The 25,047-nt window shown below is 48.3% G+C and carries 22 protein-coding genes and 1 pseudogene; 15 read left to right on the top strand and 8 right to left on the bottom strand.

Annotated elements, in window-relative coordinates:
- Positions 1 to 82: 82 nt before the first annotated feature.
- From EYQ01_05055 to EYQ01_04985, 15 genes and pseudogenes are all read left to right on the top strand, one after another.
- Positions 83 to 1,499, top strand: a pseudogene (locus EYQ01_05055) (tryptophanase).
- A gap of 149 nt (positions 1,500 to 1,648) precedes the next feature.
- Positions 1,649 to 3,535: an elongation factor 4 gene (gene lepA, locus EYQ01_05050; protein ID HIE65171.1), complete on the top strand. Its 1,887-nt coding sequence runs from the start codon at positions 1,649 to 1,651 to the stop codon at positions 3,533 to 3,535.
- The gene (lepB, locus tag EYQ01_05045) at positions 3,436 to 4,158 is read left to right on the top strand and encodes a signal peptidase I (protein HIE65170.1); all 723 of its coding nucleotides are present in this window, start codon (positions 3,436 to 3,438) and stop codon (positions 4,156 to 4,158) included. The genes lepA and lepB overlap by 100 nt, the downstream gene beginning before the upstream one ends.
- 8 nt (positions 4,159 to 4,166) lie before the next feature.
- A complete protein-coding gene (gene rfaE1 / locus EYQ01_05040) occupies positions 4,167 to 5,147 on the top strand; it encodes a D-glycero-beta-D-manno-heptose-7-phosphate kinase (protein HIE65169.1) in 981 nt (326 codons plus the stop codon).
- Positions 5,144 to 5,935 (top strand): 3-deoxy-manno-octulosonate cytidylyltransferase, encoded by a 792-nt coding sequence (gene kdsB, locus EYQ01_05035; protein ID HIE65168.1) that lies wholly within the window; start codon positions 5,144 to 5,146, stop codon positions 5,933 to 5,935. Before rfaE1 ends, kdsB begins: the two co-directional genes overlap by 4 nt.
- 40 nt (positions 5,936 to 5,975) lie before the next feature.
- Positions 5,976 to 7,643, top strand: coding sequence for a CTP synthase (locus EYQ01_05030; protein HIE65167.1), 1,668 nt, complete (start codon positions 5,976 to 5,978; stop codon positions 7,641 to 7,643).
- Positions 7,640 to 8,461, top strand: a complete 822-nt coding sequence (locus EYQ01_05025) for a 3-deoxy-8-phosphooctulonate synthase (GenBank protein ID HIE65166.1) — start codon at positions 7,640 to 7,642, stop codon at positions 8,459 to 8,461. The genes EYQ01_05030 and EYQ01_05025 overlap by 4 nt, the downstream gene beginning before the upstream one ends.
- Positions 8,462 to 8,610: 149 nt before the next feature.
- Entirely contained in the window at positions 8,611 to 9,582 is a 972-nt protein-coding gene (locus EYQ01_05020) for a KpsF/GutQ family sugar-phosphate isomerase (protein HIE65165.1), read from the top strand.
- Complete coding sequence (locus EYQ01_05015; GenBank protein ID HIE65164.1) at positions 9,554 to 10,084, top strand: 3-deoxy-D-manno-octulosonate 8-phosphate phosphatase; 531 nt, start codon at positions 9,554 to 9,556, stop codon at positions 10,082 to 10,084. The genes EYQ01_05020 and EYQ01_05015 overlap by 29 nt, the downstream gene beginning before the upstream one ends.
- Positions 10,003 to 10,995 (top strand): hypothetical protein, encoded by a 993-nt coding sequence (locus EYQ01_05010; protein ID HIE65163.1) that lies wholly within the window; start codon positions 10,003 to 10,005, stop codon positions 10,993 to 10,995. The genes EYQ01_05015 and EYQ01_05010 overlap by 82 nt, the downstream gene beginning before the upstream one ends.
- Positions 10,996 to 10,998: 3 nt before the next feature.
- The gene (gene pgsA / locus EYQ01_05005; GenBank protein HIE65162.1) at positions 10,999 to 11,541 is read left to right on the top strand and encodes a CDP-diacylglycerol--glycerol-3-phosphate 3-phosphatidyltransferase; all 543 of its coding nucleotides are present in this window, start codon (positions 10,999 to 11,001) and stop codon (positions 11,539 to 11,541) included.
- The gene (plsY, locus tag EYQ01_05000) at positions 11,538 to 12,128 is read left to right on the top strand and encodes a glycerol-3-phosphate 1-O-acyltransferase PlsY (GenBank protein ID HIE65161.1); all 591 of its coding nucleotides are present in this window, start codon (positions 11,538 to 11,540) and stop codon (positions 12,126 to 12,128) included. Before pgsA ends, plsY begins: the two co-directional genes overlap by 4 nt.
- 259 nt (positions 12,129 to 12,387) lie before the next feature.
- Complete coding sequence (locus EYQ01_04995; GenBank protein ID HIE65160.1) at positions 12,388 to 14,139, top strand: tetratricopeptide repeat protein; 1,752 nt, start codon at positions 12,388 to 12,390, stop codon at positions 14,137 to 14,139.
- A complete protein-coding gene (locus tag EYQ01_04990; protein ID HIE65159.1) occupies positions 14,130 to 15,275 on the top strand; it encodes a DUF4388 domain-containing protein in 1,146 nt (381 codons plus the stop codon). The genes EYQ01_04995 and EYQ01_04990 overlap by 10 nt, the downstream gene beginning before the upstream one ends.
- Positions 15,276 to 15,306: 31 nt before the next feature.
- Positions 15,307 to 15,876, top strand: a complete 570-nt coding sequence (locus tag EYQ01_04985; protein ID HIE65158.1) for a hypothetical protein — start codon at positions 15,307 to 15,309, stop codon at positions 15,874 to 15,876.
- Here EYQ01_04985 and EYQ01_04980 read toward each other — a convergent pair.
- The 8 genes from EYQ01_04980 to EYQ01_04945 all read right to left on the bottom strand — a co-directional run bounded on the left by EYQ01_04980 (position 15,873) and on the right by EYQ01_04945 (position 25,045).
- Positions 15,873 to 16,130 carry a hypothetical protein gene (locus tag EYQ01_04980; protein HIE65157.1) on the bottom strand — a complete coding sequence of 86 codons (258 nt, stop codon included), beginning with the start codon at positions 16,128 to 16,130 and terminating at the stop codon, positions 15,873 to 15,875. The two genes, EYQ01_04985 and EYQ01_04980, sit on opposite strands and share 4 nt — an antisense overlap.
- A complete protein-coding gene (locus EYQ01_04975; GenBank protein ID HIE65156.1) occupies positions 16,131 to 16,979 on the bottom strand; it encodes a hypothetical protein in 849 nt (282 codons plus the stop codon).
- Positions 16,951 to 17,409 (bottom strand): transcription elongation factor GreA, encoded by a 459-nt coding sequence (greA, locus tag EYQ01_04970; GenBank protein ID HIE65155.1) that lies wholly within the window; start codon positions 17,407 to 17,409, stop codon positions 16,951 to 16,953. The genes EYQ01_04975 and greA overlap by 29 nt, the downstream gene beginning before the upstream one ends.
- A gap of 8 nt (positions 17,410 to 17,417) precedes the next feature.
- The gene (gene carB, locus EYQ01_04965) at positions 17,418 to 20,651 is read right to left on the bottom strand and encodes a carbamoyl-phosphate synthase large subunit (GenBank protein HIE65154.1); all 3,234 of its coding nucleotides are present in this window, start codon (positions 20,649 to 20,651) and stop codon (positions 17,418 to 17,420) included.
- Between the two features lie 6 nt (positions 20,652 to 20,657).
- The gene (sppA, locus tag EYQ01_04960) at positions 20,658 to 21,602 is read right to left on the bottom strand and encodes a signal peptide peptidase SppA (GenBank protein ID HIE65153.1); all 945 of its coding nucleotides are present in this window, start codon (positions 21,600 to 21,602) and stop codon (positions 20,658 to 20,660) included.
- Positions 21,603 to 21,697: 95 nt separating this feature from the next.
- Positions 21,698 to 22,807, bottom strand: coding sequence for a glutamine-hydrolyzing carbamoyl-phosphate synthase small subunit (gene carA, locus EYQ01_04955; protein HIE65152.1), 1,110 nt, complete (start codon positions 22,805 to 22,807; stop codon positions 21,698 to 21,700).
- Positions 22,804 to 24,126 (bottom strand): dihydroorotase, encoded by a 1,323-nt coding sequence (locus tag EYQ01_04950; protein ID HIE65151.1) that lies wholly within the window; start codon positions 24,124 to 24,126, stop codon positions 22,804 to 22,806. Before EYQ01_04950 ends, carA begins: the two co-directional genes overlap by 4 nt.
- Complete coding sequence (locus EYQ01_04945) at positions 24,119 to 25,045, bottom strand: aspartate carbamoyltransferase catalytic subunit (GenBank protein HIE65150.1); 927 nt, start codon at positions 25,043 to 25,045, stop codon at positions 24,119 to 24,121. Before EYQ01_04945 ends, EYQ01_04950 begins: the two co-directional genes overlap by 8 nt.
- Positions 25,046 to 25,047: the final 2 nt, after the last annotated feature.

Here is a 25,047-nt window from a genome sequence, read left to right as displayed (position 1 = left end):
TCGTAGATTCTCCTCCTAAATTACTATATTGGAAAATTCTACTTCTGAGCACCTTTATATTTAGGGAGGATTACCAAAGTTCATGGAAGAAGAAATTCATCGACTTAATAAATCTGAAACCAGTTTCAGGACAATTATTGAGCCCTTCAAGATCAAGGCGGTGGAGCCGATCCGGATGACGACCCGGGCCGATCGCCAAAAAATTCTTCAGAAGGCTCATTACAACGTGTTTTTCATCAAGGCGCGTGATGTCATGATTGATCTGCTGACCGACAGCGGGACGAGTGCCATGAGTTCGGATCAGTGGAGCGGGATCATGCGAGGGGATGAGGCCTATGCCGGAAGCGAGAGCTATGAGCGTTTTGAAAAAACCGTCAAAGCAATATTTGGTTTTAATCATGTGATCCCAACACATCAGGGTCGCGCTGCCGAACGCATCCTGTTTTCGACGGTTTGCAAGGAGGGGGATGTGGTCCCGAATAACAGCCACTTTGATACCACGCGGGCCAATGTAGAGTATCAGGGGGCCAACGCGGAGGATATCCTCATTGCAGAAGGTCTTGATCCGGAAAGTCATTATCCGTTTAAAGGAAATATGGACCTGGAAAAACTGGAGGCCTTGATACATCGTGTCAGAAGGGAAAGGATTCCCCTGTGCATGATCACAATCACAAATAACTCGGGTGGGGGGGCAACCGGTGTCAATGTCCAATATACGCACTGTCAAAGAACTGCTCTCAAAATATGAGATCCCCCTCTATTTTGATGCCTGCCGCTTTGCGGAGAACGCCTATTTTATTAAACTGCATGAAGAGGGATACAAAGATACGCCTGTCCAGGAGATTGTTCAGGAAATGATGGGCTACGCGGATGGCTGTACCATGAGCGCTAAGAAAGACGGCTTGTCAAATATGGGAGGTTTTCTCTGCACGAATGATGATTTTCTGGCCAAACGAGAGCGTGAGCTCTTGATCCTGACGGAGGGTTTTACCACGTATGGTGGCATGGCGGGGAGAGATCTTGAGGCCATCGCCATTGGCTTAAGAGAAATATTGAAAGAAGATTACCTGATTTATCGAATCGCGGAGACCGAGTATCTTGGAAAAAATATGGAAAAGGCAGGTTTTCCCATTGTTCAGCCGCCCGGAGGACATGCCATCTATATCGATGCAAAAGCGGCTTTACCTCATATCCCGCCCTTAGAATATCCTGGACAGGCCCTGGTTGCCGCGTTCTACCTGGCTGGCGGCATTCGCACCGTGGAGATCGGCTCTGTCATGTTTGGGAAGGTCGATCTCATGACAAAAAAGGAATGTCCTGCTGGAATGGAGCTGGTCCGGCTGGCGATCCCAAGACGAGTGTATACCCAAAGCCATATCGATTATGTGATTGAAGTCGCCAAACGGGTCTGGAAAAGACGCGAGACGCTCAGTGGATTCAAGATTGCGGAGCAGGCAAAGGTACTCAGGCATTTTACGGCAAAATTTGAGCCGCTCTGATCTCACAAAGGACTCTTCTCGTTCTTCGATTTGTCACCTTATACTCTGATATCGGCCAACGGACTCCTTACCGTACAGGTGAGTACGCCTCGATCGTCCTTGTGCCATCTGGCCTTGTCTTCCATGAGACTTATGCGCTTTAACCTAAGATGCAACTTTCGATCTTGGGTTCCCGATTCTTTTTGACAACAAGAGATAAACCCAATATAATTCAGTGTTTTATATGTCAGGAAGGCCCATTGCAAGAACATATCCGTAATTTTTCCATCATAGCCCATATTGACCATGGTAAATCGACCCTGGCCGACCGTCTTCTGGAATTGACCGGGGCCGTTGACCCGCGTGAATTTAAAGACCAGCTCCTGGATGATATGGATCTCGAGAGAGAAAGAGGCATTACAATTAAGTCTCACGCCGTACGATTACAGTACACCGCAGAAGATGGGATTAACTACATGCTTCACCTGATTGATACGCCGGGTCATGTTGATTTTTCCTACGAGGTTTCACGAAGCCTCTCTGCCTGTGATGGTGCCTTGCTGGTGGTCGATGCCACACAGGGGGTGGAAGCACAGACCATTGCGAACGCCTACATGGCCATCGACAACAACCTGGAGATCATTCCGGTTATCAATAAAATAGACCTCCCCAGCGCCGACATTGAAAAGACGAAAAGTCAGATTGAAGAGATCCTGGGACTGGATGTCTCCCAGGCGATCGCCACAAGCGCAAAGGAGGGGATGGGGATTAAAGAGATCCTGGAGTCGGTTGTTCTGAATGTCCCTCCTCCAAAGGGCGATCGGGAGGCCCCGTTGCGTGCCTTGATCATCGACTCCTGGTTTGACAACTATCAAGGGGCCGTCATCCTGATCAAGATCGTCGATGGAAGCGTTCGAAAAGGGACACGGATCCGACTGATGTCTAACCAAAAAGAGCACGAAGTCCTTTCTCTGGGTGCCTTTCTTCCGAAACCGCAAGAGGTAGATTCCCTCTCTGCGGGGGAGGTCGGTTATCTTGTCTCCGGAATTCGGGAAGTAAGTGAAACCAAGGTAGGTGACACGGTGACAGAGGCCAAAAATCCCGCGTCTGTGGCAATACCAGGCTATAAAGAAGTCACGCCGATGGTCTTCTGCGGTCTATATACGATTGACACCGATCGTTTTGAAGACCTCCGGGAGGCCCTGACCAAGTTGCAGCTGAATGACTCCTCTTTTCAGTATGAACCTGAGACCTCTCTGGCCCTTGGCTTCGGGTTCCGCTGCGGATTCCTGGGCCTGCTCCATATGGAAATTATCAAGGAACGTCTCGAAAGGGAATATCGCCTTGCCTTAATCGGCACAGCGCCCACCGTGGTCTATCACATCACCACGCAAAAAGGGGAGGTTCTCAATATTGAGAATCCGGCCAAACTTCCTCCTCCCGGCGAGATCGCCCGGTTTGAAGAGCCTTTTATCGAAGCGGTAATTATCACGAGAGACGAATATCTGGGTTCCATCATCAGACTCTGTCAGGAAAGGCGCGGCACACAAAAAGATATGAAGTACCTTGATGTTGGCCGGGTCATGCTCACTTATGACCTGCCACTCAATGAGGTGATCCTTGATTTTTATGATCGTCTAAAGTCGATGTCCAAGGGCTATGCCTCTTTGGATTATGAATTCAGAGGATATCAAGACGCCCATCTGGTTAAAGTGGATATTATGCTCAATGGAGAGCGGGTCGATGCGCTTTCCTTTATTGCGGATCGGGAGAAGTCACAGCTTCGGGCCAGACAACTTGCTGAAAAAATGAAAGAAATTATTCCAAGACAGATGTTCGAGGTCGCCATCCAGGCAGCGATTGGGGGCAAGGTGATTGCGAGAGAGACCGTCGCGGCCTTGAAGAAAAATGTGACGGCGAAATGTTATGGTGGGGACATTACGAGAAAAAGGAAATTATGGGAAAAACAGAAGGAAGGCAAAAAAAGAATGAAGCAGGTTGGCCGGGTGGAGGTGCCGCAGGAAGCCTTCCTGGCAGTCCTGAAGGTTCAGGATTAATCTTATCCAAGGGAAAAAAGACGAAGTCAACCTTTCGAGAGTATGCCGAGACCTTGGTCATTGCCATCGTCCTGGCCCTCTTTATCCGAACCTTTGTCGTACAGGCCTTCAAGATTCCCTCAGGATCGATGATTCCAAGCCTTGCGATCGGGGACCATATTCTCGTCAGTAAATTTATTTATGGCGTTCGTCTCCCTTTTACGGATATCGTTTTGGTTCCGATCACGAAGCCGGACCGGGGAGACATCATCGTTTTCCGTTTTCCCAAGGATGAAAAGAAGGATTTTATTAAGCGTGTTGTCGGTATCCCTGGAGATACGATTGAAGTCAAAGAAAAGGCCCTCTACCTGAATGGAGTGAAACAGGAAGAATCATACGCCATCTATGACGAGAAGACACTTCCCTTGCGATCCCTTGATAACCGCGATAATTTTGGACCCATATCCGTTCCTCAAAATGCTTATTTTGTAATGGGAGACAACCGGGACCATAGCCTCGACTCACGCTTCTGGGGTTTTGTCGATTTCTCAAAAATTAAAGGGCAGGCTTTTCTAATCTACTGGTCATGGGACAAGGAGGTAAGCGGGGTTCGATGGGATCGACTCGGAAAGATCCTCCGCTAAAAGAAGCTATGGCAACCAGGAAGATTCAATTGAATCGGTTTTTAACACAGTTTTCCAGGAAGAAGATCCTTGTGTTGGGGGACATGATGTTGGACCATTATATTTGGGGAAGCGTACGGAGAATCTCTCCGGAGGCGCCTGTCCCCGTCGTGAATGTCCAATCTGAGTCGGTCTTACTTGGCGGCGCGGGGAATGTCCTTCAGAATATCCTGACTTTAGGGGGGGACGGAATGATCTGCAGTGTCGTCGGATCAGACGATGCCGGAAAATGGATCAGAGATGAAATCTTTTCAAAGGGCGTTCCCCTGGAGGGACTGGTCGTGGAGGATGACCGGCCGACCACAAAAAAAACACGTATTATTGCCCACCAACAACAGGTGGTTCGCTATGACCATGAAGAACGGGCACAAATCAAACTCAAAACCGAGAGGAAAATGGCTGCATTCATCGCAGATCATCTCATGGAAATTGACGGCATCGTTGTCTCGGACTACGCGAAGGGCGTCGTGACCGAAAGGCTTATGAAGAAAGTGATCTCCTGGGCAAAAAAAAGAGGAATTCCGGTCGTGGTTGATCCCAAAGTGGATCGTCTTTCTTATTACAAAAATGTCACCATGATTACCCCGAACCATCTTGAGGCATCCGAGGGATCGGGTATTGAAATCGTGGATGAAAAGTCGCTGTGCACAGCGGGGAAAAAACTCTTAAAAAATCTCAAGTGTGAAGCCGTACTCATCACACGGGGAGAACAGGGAATGAGCCTCTTCGAAAAAAATGGAAAGGTCACGCATATCCCGACCGAAGCCAAGGAGGTGTATGATGTCACCGGTGCCGGAGATACGGTTGTCGGGACACTCTCCCTCGCCCTGGCGGCGGGTGCATCCTTTGCTGCTGCAGCCCGTATGGCGAACCACGCGGCCGGCATTGTTGTGGGAGAGGTGGGAACCGCGGCCATTCATAGAAACAAACTGGAACAGGTTCTCTCATGAGCAACTCCTCCTTATTTTCTAGATTAATTGTTATCCCAGCAAGATATCAGTCTCAGCGTTTTCCCGGAAAACCCCTTGCAGATCTTAATGGGAAACCGATGATTCAGCATGTATGGGAACGGACCATGATGATAAAACATCATGGCCGTGTTATTGTTGCAACAGATGATAAACGGATTGCTGATTGCGCCCGAGGGTTTGGGGCTGAAGTCTCTATGACCTCCTCTTCTCATCAAACCGGAACGGAACGGGTGGCGGAAGTTGCCGAACAATTTGATTCGGAGATGGTTGTCAATTTACAGGGCGATCTGCCCGTCTTTCTGCCCGGAGTTTTGGATGACCTCCTGGAGGTCAGCGCGAATTTAATTGGCCGGGGCTTCGCCAAGCTGGTGACTGTTAAATCGGAAATCCTTTCTAAAGAAGAAATTTTTTCACAAAATACGGTCAAGGTTGTGACGGATCGGAATAACCGAGCACTCTATTTTTCACGTTCTCCCATCCCATACATTGCACCCAATATGCTCGATCTCTCAGAGTTGCCCTTTAAATTTTACAAGCACTATGGGATCTATATCTATAAAAAAGAATTCCTCCTTCAGATTTCGAAATCCTCCGAAGGACCGTTGGAGAAAGCAGAAAAGTTGGAGCAGCTACGTATTCTGGAAGAGGGAGAGCGCATATCGGTTGTCGATATAAAACCGGAATCCGCACGTTTCTTCTGGGAGGTGAATGCCCCTGAAGATCTGGTCAAGGCCAAAGAGATGGTGTCTTCAAATAGTTCTTCTTAAATAAACGTAATTATTCAGCATGCATCTACTGGAGGATTGTGTGACAAAATATATCTTCATTACAGGAGGGGTTGTTTCGTCCTTAGGGAAAGGGCTGTCCGCAGCCGCGATCGGAAATCTTCTCAAGGCGAGAGGGCTGACGGTCACTTTTTTGAAGCTTGACCCCTATATCAATGTCGATCCGGGAACGATGAATCCCTATCAACATGGAGAGGTCTTTGTCACAGACGATGGCGCCGAAACCGATTTAGACCTAGGACATTATGAACGATATACCTCCATTACAATGTCAAAAGAGAATAATTATACGACCGGAAAGATCTATTTTAATGTGATCAAGAAGGAGCGGCGCGGGGATTATCTCGGCGGGACAGTTCAGGTCGTCCCGCACATTACCAATGAGATCAAGCATTCCATCACCGCAGTTGCGAAAGGAAATAAAAACAAAGTCGATGTCGTCATCGTTGAAATCGGCGGCACCGTCGGTGATATCGAAAGCCTCCCTTTTCTCGAGGCAATTCGCCAGTTTCCATTTGATGTCGGGAGAGAGAATGTCCTCTACATCCATCTGACCCTAGTCCCCTATATCAAGGCGGCGGATGAATTGAAAACAAAACCTACCCAGCACAGCGTCAATAAAATGAGAGAAATCGGTATACAGCCGGATATCCTTCTCTGCCGAACAGATCGCCCACTCTCCACTGATCTAAAGAAAAAGATTGCCCTCTTCTGCAGTGTTGAGCTCAGTGCGGTGATCACAGCAAGGGATGTTGACAGCATCTACGAGGTTCCTCTTGTATTTCATCAGGAAAAACTTGATGAAACGATCGTTCAAAAGCTGGGTTTGAATACGCCGAGCCCTGACTTAAGACGGTGGAAAAGGATTGTCCGTGTGGTCACAAAGCCAAAAGGCCGGGTTCGCATTGCCTTGGTCGGAAAGTATATTGATCTAAAGGATTCGTATAAGAGTCTCTATGAATCTTTAATCCACGGAGGAATCGGAAATCAGCTTGGCGTCGATATCGATTGGATCGACAGTGAAGCCCTAGAAGGGAAACGAGTCGATCAGACTCTAAAGGACTGTGATGGAGTCCTTGTGGCAAGTGGCTTCGGCCACCGGGGCGTCGAAGGGAAGGTATTGGCCATTCGGTATGCACGGGAGAAAGAGCTTCCCTTCTTTGGAATCTGCCTCGGAATGCAATGTGCTGTTATCGAATTTGCCCGCAATGTTGTGGGTTTGAAAAATGCGAGTAGTGCTGAATTTAATCCTAAGACACCCCATCCCGTGATCGACTTACTTCCGGAACAGCGTCATCTGGTGGATAAAGGGGCGACAATGCGCCTGGGTGCCTATCTGTGTCATATACAAAAAAGGACCCGCGCCTATGGGATATACCGGGAAAGAGCCATCTCGGAAAGGCATCGGCATAGATATGAGTTCAATAATCTATATCGCGATCAGATGGAAAAGGGCGGGATGGTTTTTGGAGGTCTCTCGCCGGACGGAAAGCTAGTCGAAATACTTGAACTTCCAAACCATCCCTGGTTTGTCGCAGTCCAATTTCATCCTGAATTCAAATCGCGTCCCGATGCCCCTCACCCTCTTTTTAAGTCTTTTATCAAGGCGGCAAATCAATTTCTTATTCAACGTCATTCAAATAAAACGGCCGTCAAAAAGACCCGACGGAACAATGAAAGGAAAAAATGACGAACGCGTTCGGTGTTGGTGAAATAAATCTAGGAGATGGGCCGTTCTTCCTTATTGCGGGCCCCTGCGTGATCGAAGATGAAGATCTGGCATTAAAGACGGCGGAAGCCATTGCCCGGATTGCGAAACTTCACCGGATGCCCTATATCTACAAGTCGTCTTACGACAAGGCCAATAGAAGTGCTTTTTCATCTTTTCGAGGTATCGGCATGGATCAGGGTCTCAAGATCCTCCAAAAGGTCAAATCAGAAATCGGCATTCCCGTTCTTTCAGATGTCCATACCGCTGAGGAGGCGACTGTGGCGGCGGAAGTTCTGGACATCCTTCAGATCCCAGCATTTTTATGCCGACAAACCGATCTACTCCTTGCTGCAGGGAAGACCGGGCGGGTGGTTAATGTGAAAAAAGGGCAATTTATGGCTCCCTGGGATATGATTAATGTGGTTGAAAAGTTGGAATCTATCGGGCATAAGAAAATTATGCTGACCGAAAGGGGAAGCACTTTCGGGTATAATAATCTTGTAAGTGACATGCGTTCACTCGTCATCATGAGAGAATCGGGATATCCGGTTATATTTGACGGAACACACAGCGTACAATTGCCGGGAGGGGGTGGAAAAGTTTCATCTGGACAAAGGGAGTTTGTCGCACCACTCTCCAGATCTGCCGTTGCGACGGGATGCGACGGCCTCTTTCTCGAGGTTCATCCGAGACCCGACACGGCCCCATCCGATGGCCCCAACATGGTGGATTACTCGGAGTTAAATATCGTTTTGAAAGATGTACGACGCATTCTCGATGCGCTCATTGAACCCTAACGTAAAACTTTAAGTTTATCTTGTTTTACTTCGGGTATTGGCAAGAGGCGTAACCACAATACAACTTTCAAGTTAAGGATTCGAGTACCGCAGGAACGCTCCCATGAGTAAAAGAGAAGCAACCTCGCATGAGTGAAGAGAAAATGGACATCAGCATAGAAGAAGGCCGACGGGTCATTCGCATCGAGGCAGAAGCCCTTTCCGCCCTTGAAAAGAGGATAGATGGTCACTTCGTTGTCGCGGTTAAGTTCTGCCATGATTGTAAAGGTCGGGTGGTGATCATCGGCATGGGGAAATCGGGACACATCGGCAAGAAAATAAGCGCAACCATGGCGAGTACCGGGACTCCTGCCTTTTTTCTTCATCCCTCTGAGGGAATTCATGGCGATCTTGGAATGATCTCCAGAGATGATGTTGTATTGACTATTTCCAACAGCGGAGAGACAGAAGAGATTCTTCGCATCCTCCCTGCCATTAAACGTCTCGACCTGAAGTTGATCACCATGACGGGCAAGATCGACTCAAGCCTTGCAAAGGCAAGTGATATCGTTCTGGATGTTTCCGTTCGGGAAGAGGCCTGTCCTCTGGGCCTGGCCCCGACGGCAAGTACCACAACGGCCTTGGCCATGGGGGATGCCCTGGCCGTTGCCCTTCTTCAAATGAAGGGCTTCAAAAAGGAAGATTTTGCTTTTTTCCACCCCGGAGGTTCTCTGGGTCGAAATCTTCTTTTAAAAGTTATGGATGTCATGCATACGGGAGAAGAGATTCCGACCGTTCAGGAAACGACACCGATGCGGGAAGTTGTGCTGGAAATGAGTGCAAAGAAGTTGGGAATGACAACCGTTGTCACAGAGAAAGGAACTTTCTCTGGGGTTGTGACCGATGGAGATCTAAGAAGATTGATCAAGGATGTGAATCGTGGGCAGACAGATATATTTTCATTACCTGCCGCACAGGTGATGAATGCGTCCCCAAAGACCATCCTGTCAGAGGCTTTGGCCGCGGAGGCCGTTCACAGAATGGAAATCTTTTCGATTACCTCACTGGTTGCCGTCGATAAAGAAGGTCTTATGAAGGGGGTCGTCCATCTGCATGACCTCCTTAAGAAAGGCGCCGCTTAGATTGAGCAAGGACCTCATCGAAAAGGCAAAACAGATCAAATGCCTCTTGTTGGATGTCGATGGGGTGATGACAAATGGGATGCTCTACTTTGACGAGAACGGGAAGGAAATAAAAGGTTTTTCTATTTATGATGGTTTGGGGATTGCCCGGTGTCGTAATGCCTCTATTCTGGTCGCGATTATCTCAGGACGTCACTCCAAAGTCCTCACGTGGAGAGCGAAAGAGCTCCGGATCGAAGACGTCTATCAGGGGGTTCGTGATAAGGTGAAGGCCTATCAACAAATTGCGAAAAAGTATCAATTAGAAAAAGAATCAGTCGCTTTTATTGGCGATGATCTGATTGATCTACCCTTGCTTCGGCAGGTTGGACTTTCTGTCGCAGTGGCCAATGCCGTTGATGAGGTCAAAAAAAGGGTGGATTGGGTCACTCAGCGCCGGGGAGGAGAGGGCGCCGTGAGAGAAGTCGTCGACTTTATTTTATCTGCGCAGGGTATTCATTGAAAGTCTCAAATAAAATTACACGTTCCATTGTCTTTCTTGCCTTGCTGGCCGTGTCTGGGACAACCAGATTTCTTCCGTGGCGTTTGGGTGTACAGTTTGGCGGGCTGCTGGGAAGAATCGCATTTTATCTGCTTCGCCGAGAGAGAGGACGGTCCCTTGAGGGCTTGCGAATTGCCTTTGGTCGGGACAAATCGGAGAAAGAATTAAATAAGATCGCACGACGGAACTTTCAAAACCTCGGAAAAGGCCTCATTGAGATTCTGAACTTTCGGTATCTGACGCTCCGGCGGATTGAGTCACTCGTTACAATTGAGGGAGAGGAATACCTTAAAGAGGCAAAGTCGAACGGAAAAGGAACGGTCCTCATCACAGGTCATATTGGTAACTGGGAGCTGATGGCAGCGGCCCTGTCGCTCCGGGGCTATCGCCTTCATGTCATCGCGGCCCCGCTTTACGATCCCAGAATTGATGAGTTGATTATTCGCCTTCGTTCGAAGTTCAATATTGAGACGATTAGCCGGGGAAGCCCTTCATCATCCAAGAAGATATTAGGCGTCTTGAGAAAGAAGGAAATCCTTGGATTATTGATTGACCAGGATACACAGGTCAATGGGGTCTTTGTGAATTTCTTCAATCAGAAGGCTTACACGCCCGCGGGCGCCGCGCAACTTGCCTTAAAGAGCGGGGCGGCGACAATCACCTGCTTTGTCACACGGCTACCAAACGATCGCCATAAAATCACGATCAACAAACCGATCACGCTTGTCAGAAGTGATGACAACAAAAAGGATATTGAAGTGAACACCGCGATATTTACAGCGAAGATAGAAGAACATATCAAGCAATACCCTGAGCAATGGGTCTGGATGCACCGGCGCTGGAAAACACAACCTCCGGCAGCCAAAGGATAAAGCATGAACCTTCCAAATTCACTTACAATAACACGGGTTCTCCTGATTCCTTTTTTTATCGGTTTTTTCTATCAAAGTACTCAGCAGAGTTCCCTTATTGCGGCTGGCATATTTTCAATCGCCTCGATCACCGATATACTTGATGGATATTTTGCCAGGCTTAGATCAGAAGTTACGCAATTCGGAAAATTCCTTGATCCCGTCGCGGATAAACTTCTAATTCTTTCAGCGCTGATCCTTCTCGTGGGGGATAATCGGGTTTCAGCCTGGATCGCCATTGTTATTATAGGCCGAGAATTTGCCGTGACCGGATTTCGTGCGATCGCTTCATCTGAGGGAATCGTTATCGCTGCCGAGAATCTGGGGAAATATAAGACCGCCCTTCAAGTTATTGCGATCATTTTATTGATCATCGATTTCACCTCTGAAATATATCATGAAATCGGCCTGTTGCTTCTTCTGGCTTCGATGGTCCTTGCGCTCTATTCTGCCATGCAATATTTCGTTAAGTATGGACGGAGTTTGAATATTTTGAAGGTGAAATGAACACCTGGATTGCGGGATTTGGGATGGCTCTTTCCGCATATCTTGTTGGAGCAATCCCTTTCGGCCTCTTGTTTTCAAGGAGCATAGAAGGTGTCGATCCGCGAGAGAGGGGAAGCGGAAATATTGGCGCAACCAATGTGTTGCGTGTCGTCGGAAAAAGGGCGGCTGCCTTGACTCTCGTATGTGATATCCTGAAGGGGGCGGTTCCGGTTGCGGTGGTCCGGTATTTTGGAATGGGTGAGGAGATTCTTCTCATCGTGTCGCTGGCAGTTGTCCTGGGACATATCTTTCCCATTTATCTTCGGTTTAAGGGAGGGAAAGGCGTTGCAACCGCTTTCGGGATGTTTCTTGCCCTCTCTCCTCAAATTGCATTTATCGCAGCTATCTTCTGGTTGGGCGGTTTCCTCTTGTCGAAATACGCTGCCGTTGCCGCTTTAACAGCTTTTGGCGTGCTCCCCTTCATATCTTTTTTCTTAACAAAGGAACCGATGTTTATCCTGTTTGCATCAAGCATTTCCTTGCTTGTCTGCATCCGACACAAGGATAATATCCGGCGACTGATGAATGGAACTGAAAAAGAGGTGTGACAATTGAAGAACCCCGTCCTAGAAAGGCGAGGATTACACCCGCTATGCGTATTCAGCAGCCCATTCTTTCCCTTCATGGTAGCGTTTCTTGGTGCTCGAATCCCCACGGCTCGACACGTAAGTAGTGGTTTTCGCTCCTCACGCCTTGCCCTTAAGAAAAATAGTGGCATACTGGTTATAGTCAGAAAGAGGTGTAGAAATCAAGATTCAACAACTGAAGTCAAAAACAATCAAAAACCTTGTTAAAGTTCCAATTGCATTGGGCTTCTTGATACTTGCGGCACTTTCTCCAGTTGAGACAACTGCAGCAGACTCGCGTCCCATTAAAGTACTCTTTCAGAAGAACCATCTTGAATCATTAAGAAATGACCGTGGATTGGAGCGATCCGACCTCGCCTCAAAATATCTTATGTATCAGGCCGATGCGGCAATGCGGCAGTCTAATGTGGATGAGGCAATCCGTCTTGGAAAGTCGGCTGTCGAAATATCACCCGAATCTCCCGAACCTCATTTCTTTCTTTCAAGGGCCTACTGGGCCAAGAATAACATGGACATATCAAACGTTCTTTCTCAATACCTTTCAGGGCTACGTCTTGTGCCTCAAGATTTCTGGTCCTTGTTATCTGTCGTGGAAACCGTCATCCTCCTGTTTCTGATCTCATTCCTTTTGAGTGTGGGGATCTTTATATTTTATTCCGCTTATGCCTACGGTGCACTCTGGGTTCACCAGATATCAGAAAGTACAAAGGGGGTTCTTCATCCTGTTTCAGCGGGGTTCATTTTTTTTGTGATACTCATATCCCCCTTCCTTCTTGGAGTCCCGCTCTTGTGGTTTGTTCTTTTTTCCTTTTTACTTTTTTGGAGGTTCTACCTGCGCTCAGAAAAATGGACAGTTGCACTGTTCCTCATCGGTCTGGGGGGATTATCATGGCTCATCCCATTTTCACTAACATTTATTACGGCAAAACATGACCTCCTTTTAAACGAAATGGTCCGGAATTATCAATCTGATTATTTTTGGCTATCACCCTCTTTTGATCAAAAAAATATGGACTGGAAGGGTCTGGCTTTGCTCGCCGCCTATGAGACCCAGGAAAATAACTATAAAAGGGCAAAAGAACTTTATGAGGATGCCCTCACTTCAAATCCCAGGTCATCGATGATTTTAAATAATCTGGGGAATATTTTTTTCTATCAAAAAGAATATGAACAGGCCATCAACTATTACAAACAAGCGATTGAGTATTCTCCAAAACTTGTTTCTTCATACTATAATATCAGTCAAACCTATCGGGAAATGCTTGCATTTGATAAAGGGGAGCGTTTCTATAAAGAAGCCGTAGATATCGATAAGACGTCTGTTAAGCGATTCTCTCAGAGGGCAGCAAGGTATCCGGCATTCCCAGTGATCAACGAGAGATTTTCAGAGACAGATCTCTGGAAAAAGGTTTCAGAAGAGTATAAAGCCGACAGTCAGGAGGCTGAAATAATCTGGCGGGGATGGGCAGGTGATATTCCATTAAAATATGCTCCGCTCATTTCTATTTTTTGGTTTATCGCATTGACCCTGTCCGCCACTATTTTCAAAAATTTTGCTTCAGTCCACCCCTGTGCCTCCTGTCATAAGTCGATCTGCCGTAATTGTCAAGAGAAGATATTCAGCTACTATGTTTGCAAGGGATGCGGCCACCAATTCAGGTCGATCAAGAAAAAAAGCGACTTCATCATTATCGAAAAAGCCGTAAAAAAAATTCCGAGGAAATTCTATCCTTTTTTCCTTCTCCCGGGCGGGGGGCACCTTTCCATCCGAAAATCGGGGAGAGGGGTCATTTTTCTAAGCCTCTTTTTCTTTTTGGCAAGCTACCTAGGGTTAGCTGATTCTTTTTCCCCAATAGCACCCTGGACCCTTGAGGGAGCCAAGTGGGTATGGGTTCCGTTCGGTCTATTTTGCCTTTATCTTGTATCCCTTTATGATCTAAAGCGGTCCTGGAGTAAGCGCTTATGGCCTTAGAAGGAAAAATACAAGAGTTTGAACTCTCTGAAATTTTTCAGATGATTCAACACCAAAAGAAGGAGGGGATTCTTGCGCTCGTGAAAGGAAAGGACGGGGTGCTCGTCCAATTCAAAGAAGGCCGTATTATCAGGGCTTTGGATGCCGAAGAGGAAGACGCCCTTTTGAATCTTCTACTGAAAGCCGAACAAATCAATCTGGAAGACGTGAAGACCGCTCTTGATGAACAAAAAAGAATCAAGCGAACCCTGGCCGAAACCCTGATTTCTCTCGATATCATTTCAGCCAATCAATTAAAGCGGATAACACGTCTTTACACGGAAGATATGGTTTTCCAACTCTTCGAATGGAAAACGGGAAAATACAAGTTTGAAGAGAAAAAAGTCTCGTATACACCCGATCTTGTAGAACCCATGAGCATCGAATTCACTTTGATGGAAGGGGTTCGCCGAGTAGACGAATGGCCGCGCTTCCTCAAGACAATCACTTCTCGCCAGAGTACTTTTGAAGTGACACCGGCCTTTTCAGTAAAAGTGAGCCAGAAATCTGATCAGAAGGCTGATGAAGAGACCTCTTTTTTATCTCTCAAAGATTCCACTTCCGAGGAAGATGGGGGGGAGTCATCATGGCTTCTTACGCAGGTCAGTCATAACCGAAATATCCAGGAAATGATAGATTTGGCAGAAATGGGAGCCTTTTCTGTCTATAAAGGCCTTGTCGATCTTCTATCTCAAGGAAAAATAAAGAAAGTCGTAAACCATGAGGTCAAGGTTGTATCAGGAGCTCGTTCGGTAAAAGATATTGAGCGTCGTCAGCAAATCATGAAGATCGGCGCTGGAGCACTCGTCATTGCATCAATACTCTTCTTGGTGACGCTTTCTTATCCTTCCATCCAGACGACGTTTCTTGGCGCAGATCAATCGATTCAGGAGGTCAGGAAATTAAGGGCCTGGAACGGAATATATTTGATACGCCATCAACTGGAGATCTATCGCTTACGAAAAGGCCATTATCCGACCACACTGCAGGAACTCTTTCGCGAGAAAGAAACGGTAAAGAGGGGAATCGATCCTAGAATATGGCATTATCGCCTTAGTGGTGATCAGGCTGAAAATTACCAAATCGACCCCATGTAGTTTACATAATATACATTATCGGACCCTATAAATGATTGAAGGAATCCAAAAAATAAGAAAAGATATCAGGCTTGTTCTGGCGGGACTCCGGGAAGCGACTGTCACTGTCGCGGACCACGTCAGCAGCCATGTTAAGACCATGAAAACGACGATGGATGCGCGTGATCTCGAAGGGAAAATCAAAAAGGAACAGGCCATTCTTGGCAGAAAGATCTACGAACATCCCGACACAAGCCTCGACACCCTGCACAAAGAGAAGGAAGTTAGAGACCGCGTTGTTGAAATTGAGAAAATGCATAAAAAACTTGAAACCATCGAAGGAAATGTCCCCCCCCTAGAGGCACTTCAAGACTTTGAGCGGCTTCTGATCAGATCTGAATTTGCCATCCAACAGATTATCGTCCCTGAAGAATTCACCGGCACCGGAAAGACTATCCGAGAGTTGGCCTTTCCTTCCCAGATGTTAATCTTCTTCATTAAAAAAAGGGGGAAAACAGAAATTGCTCAAGGAAAAACGGTTATTGGTGCTCGAGATGAGATTACATTCCTCTGTGATAAAGAAAATATAAATAAATACAGGCTTTTCTGGAAGAAAACCTAATCTATATCTTTATATTTTGTGGCACTTGAAATTTCTTCCATCAGTTCCTCTTCTGTAATAACACCCTTCTTAACCAGGACAGTCACCAGCGCCTCAAGATGAGAAACCTCGTCCGGAACATCCGATTTCTTCTTTTTCGAGGTATGGGGCTGGGTCTCAGTGAAGTGTTCTCCCCTGGGAATGGTCTTGGAGGCGATTCGGGCAACAATGATAATGATTATAATCCCGAGAAATACTGCGGTTAATATACCCATTCAATTCCTGTAAAAATAAGGGATCAAAAGGTCATCCATTAGATTTAGGGCCAAAGATTCCTTTGCGCTCCCTTTTGGAATAAAAATTTCAAGCTGTCCTGAACTGTTGATGATCATATTCCCGTTTTCATTTTTCCCTTCGGAATAATTTTCTTTGATTCCGCTAAAAATATGTCCCTTCAATTGGAGCTTGAAATATTTTTTATTTTTAAGCACTTCAAGGCCTAAATTAGTAATGGCATTCCCGAAATGGTCAAAATAAATGATTTTTCCTGTCAGACCGAGTCCTAAGCGCTTCGGAAAGAGTTCATGAATACATTTGTAATCTGAGATCTTCCGACCCAGCTCTTCCGGCTGCCTTCCATTCGCAAGCAAGGCGGCCATCGGTGCGAAATGATCCCGTCCCGCAAAAGTCGGACTTTTCTTAAATTGAAAGACGGCTGTATCCAGGATTTCAAAAACACGACTCCCCTCTCCCTGATAGAGATAGGTCAACACCCCATTGTCCGGAGCGATAAAGAACTGCCCCTCCTTAACGACGATCAGTTTTCTCCGTCGGGTCCCGACCCCTGGATCGACCACGATCAGGTGAATCGTGTTTCGAGGGAAGTTTCGATAGGTTTCTTTAACGATGTAGGCGCCGCTGACAATATCATGGCGGGGGATATCATGTGTAATGTCAATGATACGCGCTTCTGGAACCTGGGACAGCAGGACGCCTTTCAGGCTTCCGACAAAGTAGTCCTGCGTTCCAAAATCAGTCGTTAAAGTGATTGCTGGTCTCTTGTCCCGCGGCTTTACGTTTTCCGGCGACCCGTGATTACTCGAATGCAATTTTGAGTATTTCATATTCGACTGTCTTTACCGGGGTCTTTACCTCGACATAATCTCCGACTCGATGGCCGATCAATGCCCGTCCAACCGGTGACTGAACTGAGATCTGTCCATTCGATAAATCAGCCTCATCCTGACCAACAAGCGTATATTTTTTCTTTTCATCCGTCTCAATCGCAAGAAGGTAGACCGTGACCCCAAAGACCACCTTTTCATTTGAAACTCTGCTGGTATCAATGACCTCTGCGTTCGCCAATTTACTCCCAAGTTCAAGGATCTTTCCTTCGACAAAAGCCTGCTTTTCCTTGGCAGCAGAATATTCCGCGTTCTCGGAAAGATCGCCATGCGCCGCAGCCTCCGCAATCGCAGTAATCACACTCGGGCGTTCCACTTTTTTTAGCCGATCCAATTCTTTCTGCATTTGTTCATGACCTTTTGGGGTCATTGGTACTTTCACATTATCCTCCTGATTCTCGGTAAATATTCCTGATGATATTCTTGAAGTGTTTTCACAGTGAGGACACCTTCTTCACGAAGGGCTTCTATACCACACACTGCGGCTCGGGCACCCGCGATCGTCGTAAAATAAGGCGTGTTATGTTGAAGTATGGTCTGGCGGATAGAATAGGAATCGATCTGAGAGGCCTTATCTCCGACGGTATTAATCACCATGTCGATTTCTCCATTCTTCAGGAAGTCAACGATATGTGGTCTCCCCTCTTTTACTTTCTTGATGGTTTCGACCCTCAGGCCTTTCTTATCCAGGTAGGCTGCCGTACCCCCCGTTGCGGTAAGTTGAAAACCCAATTCGCTGAGCCGCATTGCGATTGGCGCGACGGCAGTCTTATCGTGATCTTTTACGCTGATAAAGACCTTGCCCTTGAGCGGAAGCAGATTATCAACAGCGGCCTCTGCTTTTGCATAAGCCCGACCAAAATCCCGATCGATCCCCATCACCTCACCCGTGGACTTCATCTCCGGGCCTAATATGGAATCAACATTCAGTCTTTTAAACGGAAAGGCCGCTTCTTTCACGGCAACATGTTTCATGGGCTGTTTTCGATCCAGTACGCCTTCTTCACGAAGCTTTCCGCCCAGGATTACCCTTGTGGCGATCTTGGCCAAAGGGAGACCGATCGCCTTACTGACGAAGGGAATGGTTCTGGATCCTCTCGGATTAACCTCCAGAACATAGACTTCTTTGTCTTTGACCGCAAACTGTATATTCATTAAACCGATGACGGAAAGCGCCTTTGCCAATACGGTCGTTTGATGTCGAATGATCTCAATGATTGATGCGTCAAGGGAAAATGGCGGTAAAGAACAGGCGGAGTCGCCCGAATGGACACCGGCCTCCTCAATATGCTCCATAATTCCGGCGACAAAGACATCGCTTCCATCTGAGATGGCATCGACATCAATTTCAACCGCATCTTCCAGGTATTGATCTATTAAGACCGGGTGCTCCGGAGAAACCTTTACCGCATGAGACATATAATACTTTAGACCCGAAGGGTCAAAAACAATCTCCATCGCCCGACCGCCGAGCACATAAGAGGGACGGACCATGACCGGATACCCGATGGCCTCCGCCGCCGCTTCCGCCTCAGAGAGTGTCCGGGCCAGGCCACTTGGTGGTTGTTTAAAACCAACCTCTTCGAGTAATTCTTTAAATCGTTCCCTGTTCTCAGCCCGGTCGATGGCATCCGGCGAGGTTCCCAAGATACGGACCCCCGCTTTTTCCAAGGGAACCGCCAATTTCAAGGGGGTTTGTCCCCCGAACTGAACGACCACCCCGAGCGGTTTTTCCCGCTCAATAATATGGAGGACATCTTCAAAGGTCAAGGGCTCAAAATAGAGCCGATCCGAGGTATCGTAATCCGTACTGACTGTTTCAGGATTGCAGTTGACCATGATACTTTCGTAGCCTATTTCTTTTAAGGCCATCGACGCATGAACACAGCAGTAATCAAATTCAATCCCCTGTCCGATTCGGTTTGGACCGCTCCCCAGGATAATCACTTTCTTGTTTTCAGTCGGTGCCGCTTCACATTCATCGTCATAACTTGAATACAGGTAGGGAGTATGGGCCTCAAACTCGGCCCCACAGGTATCCACCCGCTTATAAACCGGAATGATTCCTTCCTGTCTCCGCCATTTTGAAATCTCTTTTTCAGAAATATCAAGCAACGTACTGATGCGGCGGTCCGAAAAACCGGATTCTTTGGCCAGGCGAATGAGTTCCGGTTTTAGGCCCTCCTTTTTTAAGCGCTCTTCGAGGTGGATGATCTGTTCTATCTGATGGATAAACCAGGGATCGATTCGCGTCAGGGTATGAATTTCTTCAAGCGGCATCCCCAATCGGATCGCATCCCCAATCTGCCAGATGCGATTGAATGTCGGCCTGCTCAAGTGCGCTTTTAAATCAAAACCGTCCCCGTTCATTGACTCGAAATGGGGTTCCATGCTGTCGCGGCGGATTTCCAATGACCGAAGGGCCTTCATCAGGGCCTCCTTAAAATTTCGTCCGATGGCCATGACCTCTCCGACCGATTTCATCTGAAGCGTTAAGACTGGATCGGCCTTTGGAAATTTCTCAAACGCAAACCGGGGAATCTTGACGACCACATAATCGAGCGTGGGTTCAAAGGAGGCCGGCGTGACCCGCGTGATGTCATTTTGAATCTCATCGAGTGTCAGCCCGATGGATAACTTTGCAGCAATCTTGGCAATGGGAAAACCGGTGGCCTTTGAAGCCAGGGCCGAGCTTCTGGAGACCCGCGGATTCATCTCTATCACGCGCATATCGCCATTTTCAGGATTCAGTGTAAATTGTATATTCGACCCTCCGGTTTCGACGCCCACGCCGCGAATCACCCGAATCGCGGCATCCCGCATTTTCTGGAATTCCTTGTCGGTCAAGGTTTGTACAGGAGATACCGTAATAGAATCTCCTGTATGAACCCCCATCGGATCAATATTTTCAATCGAGCAGATAATGACGACATTATCATTCCTGTCTCGCATGAGTTCGAGTTCAAATTCTTTCCATCCGATGACCGATTGCTCGATGAGGACGTCATGAATCGGACTGCTATCCAGTCCCGCCTCGACATATTCCCTGAATTCCTCAAGATTATAGGCCACACTCCCGCCCAGGCCGCCCAGCGTAAAAGACGGCCGGATGATAGCCGGGAACCCCGTCTTTTCAACAATCGCCAGCGCTTCATCCAGGTTCTTGGCGCTTCCGCCTTCGGTGCAGCGCAGACCCGCCTTCTCCACCACTTTTTTAAAAGATTCCCGATGTTCCGCTTGTTTGATCGATTTATAATTTGCACCGATCAGAGTGACCCCGAATTCCTTTAGGATTCCTTCCTCGGTCAAAGAGATGGCCATGTTTAAGGCCGTTTGTCCCCCCATAGTCGGGAGGAGGCAATCGGGACGTTCCCGTTTTATAATCTCCCTCAGAATCTCCACCGTAATCGGTTCGATATAGGTCCGGTCGGCGACCTCCGGGTCTGTCATAATTGATGCGGGATTGCTGTTGACCAGAACCACTTCATATCCTTCTTCCCGAAGCGCTTTGCAAGCCTGAGTTCCGGAATAATCAAATTCGCAGGCCTGTCCAATGACAATCGGACCCGGACCGATGATTAGAATTTTGTGAATGTCAGTTCGCTTTGGCATCTTTGTTTAAGGCATCCATAAATAAAGGAATTTCGGCGATCCCCCGTCCAGGGGATGACCCGCTTGAAATCCAAAAACTGATAAGGGGGGAAAGGGAGGACTCAGACCCGAAAGACTTTTCGACAAAAAACTCCTGGAGTAGATATTGTCCTTGTACTCATGGGGACGGCTATAAACAATAACCTTTGCTTCATCGATCCCGGCTTCTAATTTGGCCAATTCAATGGCCTCATCGAGGTAGGAAATCCGGTCAATCAGGCCAAAGCTTAAGGCCTCATTGGCCGTGAAAATCCGCCCGTCCGCCCGTATCCGTATCTCCTCCGGAGAGAGGCCGGGCCTCCCGATCGAGATAACGTCGAGGAAGCGTGCCTGCATGCTGTCAATAACACCCTGTAAAATTTGTCGTCCTTCAGAAGAGAGGGGCTTTGCCGGAGAACCGAGGTCTTTATTCTTTCCGGACTTTACAGCCTCCGCGCCAACCCCAATCTTTTCCATGAGGCCCTGAAAATTAACATGAACCATAATGACACCGATACTTCCGGTCACTGCAGTGGGGTTCGCAACCACCTTGTCCGCCGCCATAGAGATATAGTAGGCCCCCGATGTTCCGATACTTCCGATGGATGCAATCACCTTGTTCCCTGTTTTCTCTTTATACCGGAGAAGTTCATGATAGATGATATCCGAACCGGTGATGGTACCACCAGGGCTGTTGATCCGCAGGACCACGGCCTTGATCATTTTATTTTCGGAAGCCCGCCGAAGTTCTTCTTTCACGCGTGCGACCATGCTGGGTGTTGAAACCATGCCCTTCCCGGCTTGTGCCGAGATAAAGCCTGAGATGTCGATCAGGAGAACCTTGTTTTCTCCTTTCCCTTCAATCACCTTTTCCTTAAGCGGGGCCGGCTGTGGAAAGAGCGACATCGAGGGTTTATAGATACATCCAGACATCAGAAAAGAAAAGAACACAAAACCGGCAATCTTCGACCCTATTCGTAATCTCTGCTTCGCCTTGAGGTAGAACCGGGTTTCTTTCACTTTATTCTTCATGTGTTCTCCCGGCTTGATAGAGACTGGAAAAATTCCTCAAAGAGATAGGCCGCATCGTGTGGCCCCGGCGAGGCCTCCGGATGATATTGAACGGAAAAAGCCGCGAGGCTTCGATGCCGCATTCCCTCAACGGTATCATCATTCAGGTTAAGGTGAGTCACTTCCACCTCCTGTTCTATCCTGGAAAAATCAATCGCAAAACCATGGTTCTGTGCCGTAATCGCAACCTTCTTTGTTCTCAGATCAATAACCGGCTGATTTCCTCCATGGTGTCCGAATTTTAATTTATACGATCGTCCTCCAAGAGCAAGCCCAAGGAGTTGATGGCCGATACAAATCCCAAAGATCGGCGTTTTTCCAAGAAGCTTCTCAATTTCTTTTACGGCATAGCCGAGCGCTTCCGGATCTCCCGGACCATTTGACAGGAGGACCCCGTCCGGGGACATCGCCAGCACCTGTTTTGCCGAAGTCCCTGCCGGAACAACCGTCACACGACAGCCTGTCCGGGCAAGCATCCTTAGAATATTTCGTTTGATCCCAAAATCGTAGGCGACGACATGGTGCTGAGGCGAGACAAGCGCTTCTCCCTGCCCCCCATTCGTCCATGGGTAGGGCTCGGTACAGCTGACCTCTTGAACAAGATCCCGTCCGATCAGGCCGGGCGCGGCCTTGAGTTTTTTCATAAGGCGATCCGTATCGTTCTCAAGGGTCGAGAGGATGCCCTGCATCGCACCGCCCTTTCGGATTCTCCGTGTCAGGGCACGCGTGTCAATCCGGTCAATGGCGACAACATGATGCCGCTTCAGCATCGTATCAAGCGCTTCCTCTGCGCGCCAATTGCTTGGATAAGCACTGTATTCTTTCACAATCAAACCTTCGAGCCAGGGTCTTTCTGATTCGGCATCTTCAGCATTGACACCGTAATTTCCAATCAGGGGAGTGGTCATGGTAATGAGTTGGCCCTTGTAGGAGGGATCGGTAATAATCTCCTGGTATCCGGTCATGCTGGTGTTGAAAACCACCTCGCCGATAGACTCTCCGTCTGCACCAAAAGACCTCCCGGAAAAGGAGGTCCCATCTTCCAATAATAGTATGGCCTTTTTCATGTCCACTTGTTCTCGATTATCTTCCCCGCAACAATCACGGTCCTGGCCCGTCCCTTCATGTTCCATCCGAGAAAGGGAGAATTCTTGCTCTTTGACTTGATATCGGATACTGATACATGCCATTCCACATTGGGATCGATAATGGTCACATCTGCGATGTCTCCCGGCCCAAGTTGTCCCATCTTTTTTCCCAGAATCCGGGCGGGTTGTACCGTCATTTTCCCGATAAGATCCGGCAGGCTAAGAATCCCCTCTTCCACAAGGCTCAGAGAGATGGAGAGAGCGGTCTCCAGTCCAATGATCCCGAAGGGGGCATGATCGATTTCTCTGTTTTTCTCATCAGGGGCATGAGGGGCGTGATCTGTGGCAATGGCATCAATCGTGCCGTCAGCCAGACCGGCCCGAACCTCTTCTAGATCCTGCCCGGTCGCAAGCGGCGGTTTCATTTTCGCATTGGCATCGAAGCCCATGACCCGCTCATCGGTCAGAACAAGATAATGAGGACAGGTTTCCGCTGTCACTGGGATTCCCCGACGCTTTGCCTCCCGAATCAAGCGCACCGAGCCGGCAGTGCTGATATGGGCAAGATGAATACGTCCCCCGGTCAGTTCGGCAAGGGCAATATCCCGCGCCACCATGACTGTCTCAGAGGCGGCCGGAATTCCCTTCAAACCCAAAGAAGTTGACACGCTGCCTTCAAAGATCACTCCGTCTCCCGTCAGGTTAAGATCTTCACAATGGTCAATGATCGGGACATCAAAAATCTTTGCGTATTCCATCGCGCGGCGCATGACCTCACTGTTCATCACAGGAAGACCGTCGTCAGAGATCGCGACACAGCCGGCGGTAACAAGTTCCCCCATCTCTGCCAGTTCTTCCCCCCGCGACCCCTTTGTGATCGCCCCGATGGGTAGAACATGGACAACGCCCTCCGTTCTGGCCTTTTCCAGGATCAACTCCGTCACCGACTGATTATCATTCACCGGATTCGTATTCGGCATACAACAGATAGTCGTAAATCCCCCCGCTGCCGCTGCTGCTGTTGCCGTCGCAACTGTCTCCTTGTATTCAAATCCCGGTTCTCGTATGTGCGTGTGAAGATCGATCAGGCCGGGAACAACAATCATGCCCTTCGCGTCGATACGATGCATTTCCCTCTTCGCATTTTCTGAGCCATTGCTCTCCCCTTTTTCAGCAGGAGGAAAATTTTCTCGAATCACCCCATTTTCAATCAGAAGATCCCCTATCCCGTCTCTTCCGTGCGCGGGATCAATGATCCTTCCGCCCTGTATCAGTATTTTTGACGGCCGTTCAGACATTTTGACCCCCTGCGAGAAGAAAGAGAAGCGCCATCCGAACAGCAACGCCATTCGTGACTTGTTCCAGGATCATGGAGGAGAGGCCATCGGCGACATCTGAAGTGACTTCGACGCCTCGATTGATTGGGCCCGGGTGCAGAACCAACACCTCCTTGTCCGCGAGAGAGAGCCGGAAACGATTCAGGCCGTAAAGATGCACATATTCCCGCAATGTCGGGAAATAGCTGCATCCCTGCCGTTCCAATTGAAGCCGAAGGAGGATGATGACATCCGCCCCCTGGATGGCCTCATCCATGCGGTAAGAGATGGACACACCCCATTCTTCTATCCTTTTCGGGATCATCGTCGGCGGACCGACCAGTTTGACCTCGGCCCCGAGTTTCTTTAACCCCCGGATATCGGAATGCGCCACACGGCTATGAAGAATGTCACCGACAATCACCACCTTTAAGCCTTTGACCGTCCCCTTTTTTTCCTTGATTGTAAAGAGATCAAGGAGGGCCTGGCTCGGGTGTTCATTCAGGCCGTCCCCGGCATTAATCACGGACGATCTCAAGGAACGGGCCAGAAGCGCAGGCACCCCGGAGGAGGCGTGACGTACGATCATAATATCCGCTTGCATGGCCTCAATATTTCTGGCCGTGTCGATCAGGGACTCCCCTTTGACCATGCTGCTGGATGAGGCCGTAATATTGACAACATCGGCAGAGAGACGCTTGCCCGCCAGTTCAAATGAAGTACGCGTTCGGGTGCTCGGTTCAAAAAAGAGATTTACCACTGTTTTTCCTCGAAGGGCCGGAACTTTTTTAATCTCTCGCTGAGAAACCTCTTTGAAGGATTCGGCCGTTTGAAGGATGAGATCAATCTCCTCCTTCTCCAGGTCCGCGATCGACAAAATATCTTTCCGTTTCAATCCCATCT

The sequence above is a fragment of the Candidatus Manganitrophaceae bacterium genome, assembly GCA_012960925.1.
In the GTDB taxonomy this organism is placed as follows: domain Bacteria; phylum Nitrospirota; class Nitrospiria; order SBBL01; family JAADHI01; genus DUAG01.
Note: the sequence above shows the minus strand (reverse complement) of the source record. Positions and strands in the feature narration are given on the sequence as shown.

Excerpts from the sequence above, each read along its gene's own strand:
- plsY (HIE65161.1), top strand. The coding sequence starts at position 11,538 with ATGAACACCTGGATTGCGGGATTTGGGATGGCTCTTTCCGCATATCTT.
- EYQ01_05015 (HIE65164.1), top strand. The coding sequence starts at position 9,554 with ATGACCTCCTTAAGAAAGGCGCCGCTTAGATTGAGCAAGGACCTCATC.
- carB (HIE65154.1), bottom strand. The coding sequence starts at position 20,651 with ATGCCAAAGCGAACTGACATTCACAAAATTCTAATCATCGGTCCGGGT.
- sppA (HIE65153.1), bottom strand. The coding sequence starts at position 21,602 with ATGTCTGGATGTATCTATAAACCCTCGATGTCGCTCTTTCCACAGCCG.
- EYQ01_04980 (HIE65157.1), bottom strand. The coding sequence starts at position 16,130 with ATGGGTATATTAACCGCAGTATTTCTCGGGATTATAATCATTATCATT.
- carA (HIE65152.1), bottom strand. The coding sequence starts at position 22,807 with ATGAAAAAGGCCATACTATTATTGGAAGATGGGACCTCCTTTTCCGGG.
- EYQ01_05025 (HIE65166.1), top strand. The coding sequence starts at position 7,640 with ATGACGAACGCGTTCGGTGTTGGTGAAATAAATCTAGGAGATGGGCCG.
- lepA (HIE65171.1), top strand. The coding sequence starts at position 1,649 with ATGCAACTTTCGATCTTGGGTTCCCGATTCTTTTTGACAACAAGAGAT.
- EYQ01_04990 (HIE65159.1), top strand. The coding sequence starts at position 14,130 with ATGGCCTTAGAAGGAAAAATACAAGAGTTTGAACTCTCTGAAATTTTT.
- EYQ01_04975 (HIE65156.1), bottom strand. The coding sequence starts at position 16,979 with ATGAAATACTCAAAATTGCATTCGAGTAATCACGGGTCGCCGGAAAAC.
- EYQ01_04945 (HIE65150.1), bottom strand. The coding sequence starts at position 25,045 with ATGGGATTGAAACGGAAAGATATTTTGTCGATCGCGGACCTGGAGAAG.
- greA (HIE65155.1), bottom strand. The coding sequence starts at position 17,409 with ATGACCCCAAAAGGTCATGAACAAATGCAGAAAGAATTGGATCGGCTA.
- EYQ01_04950 (HIE65151.1), bottom strand. The coding sequence starts at position 24,126 with ATGTCTGAACGGCCGTCAAAAATACTGATACAGGGCGGAAGGATCATT.
- EYQ01_04985 (HIE65158.1), top strand. The coding sequence starts at position 15,307 with ATGATTGAAGGAATCCAAAAAATAAGAAAAGATATCAGGCTTGTTCTG.
- kdsB (HIE65168.1), top strand. The coding sequence starts at position 5,144 with ATGAGCAACTCCTCCTTATTTTCTAGATTAATTGTTATCCCAGCAAGA.
- rfaE1 (HIE65169.1), top strand. The coding sequence starts at position 4,167 with ATGGCAACCAGGAAGATTCAATTGAATCGGTTTTTAACACAGTTTTCC.
- lepB (HIE65170.1), top strand. The coding sequence starts at position 3,436 with ATGGGAAAAACAGAAGGAAGGCAAAAAAAGAATGAAGCAGGTTGGCCG.
- pgsA (HIE65162.1), top strand. The coding sequence starts at position 10,999 with ATGAACCTTCCAAATTCACTTACAATAACACGGGTTCTCCTGATTCCT.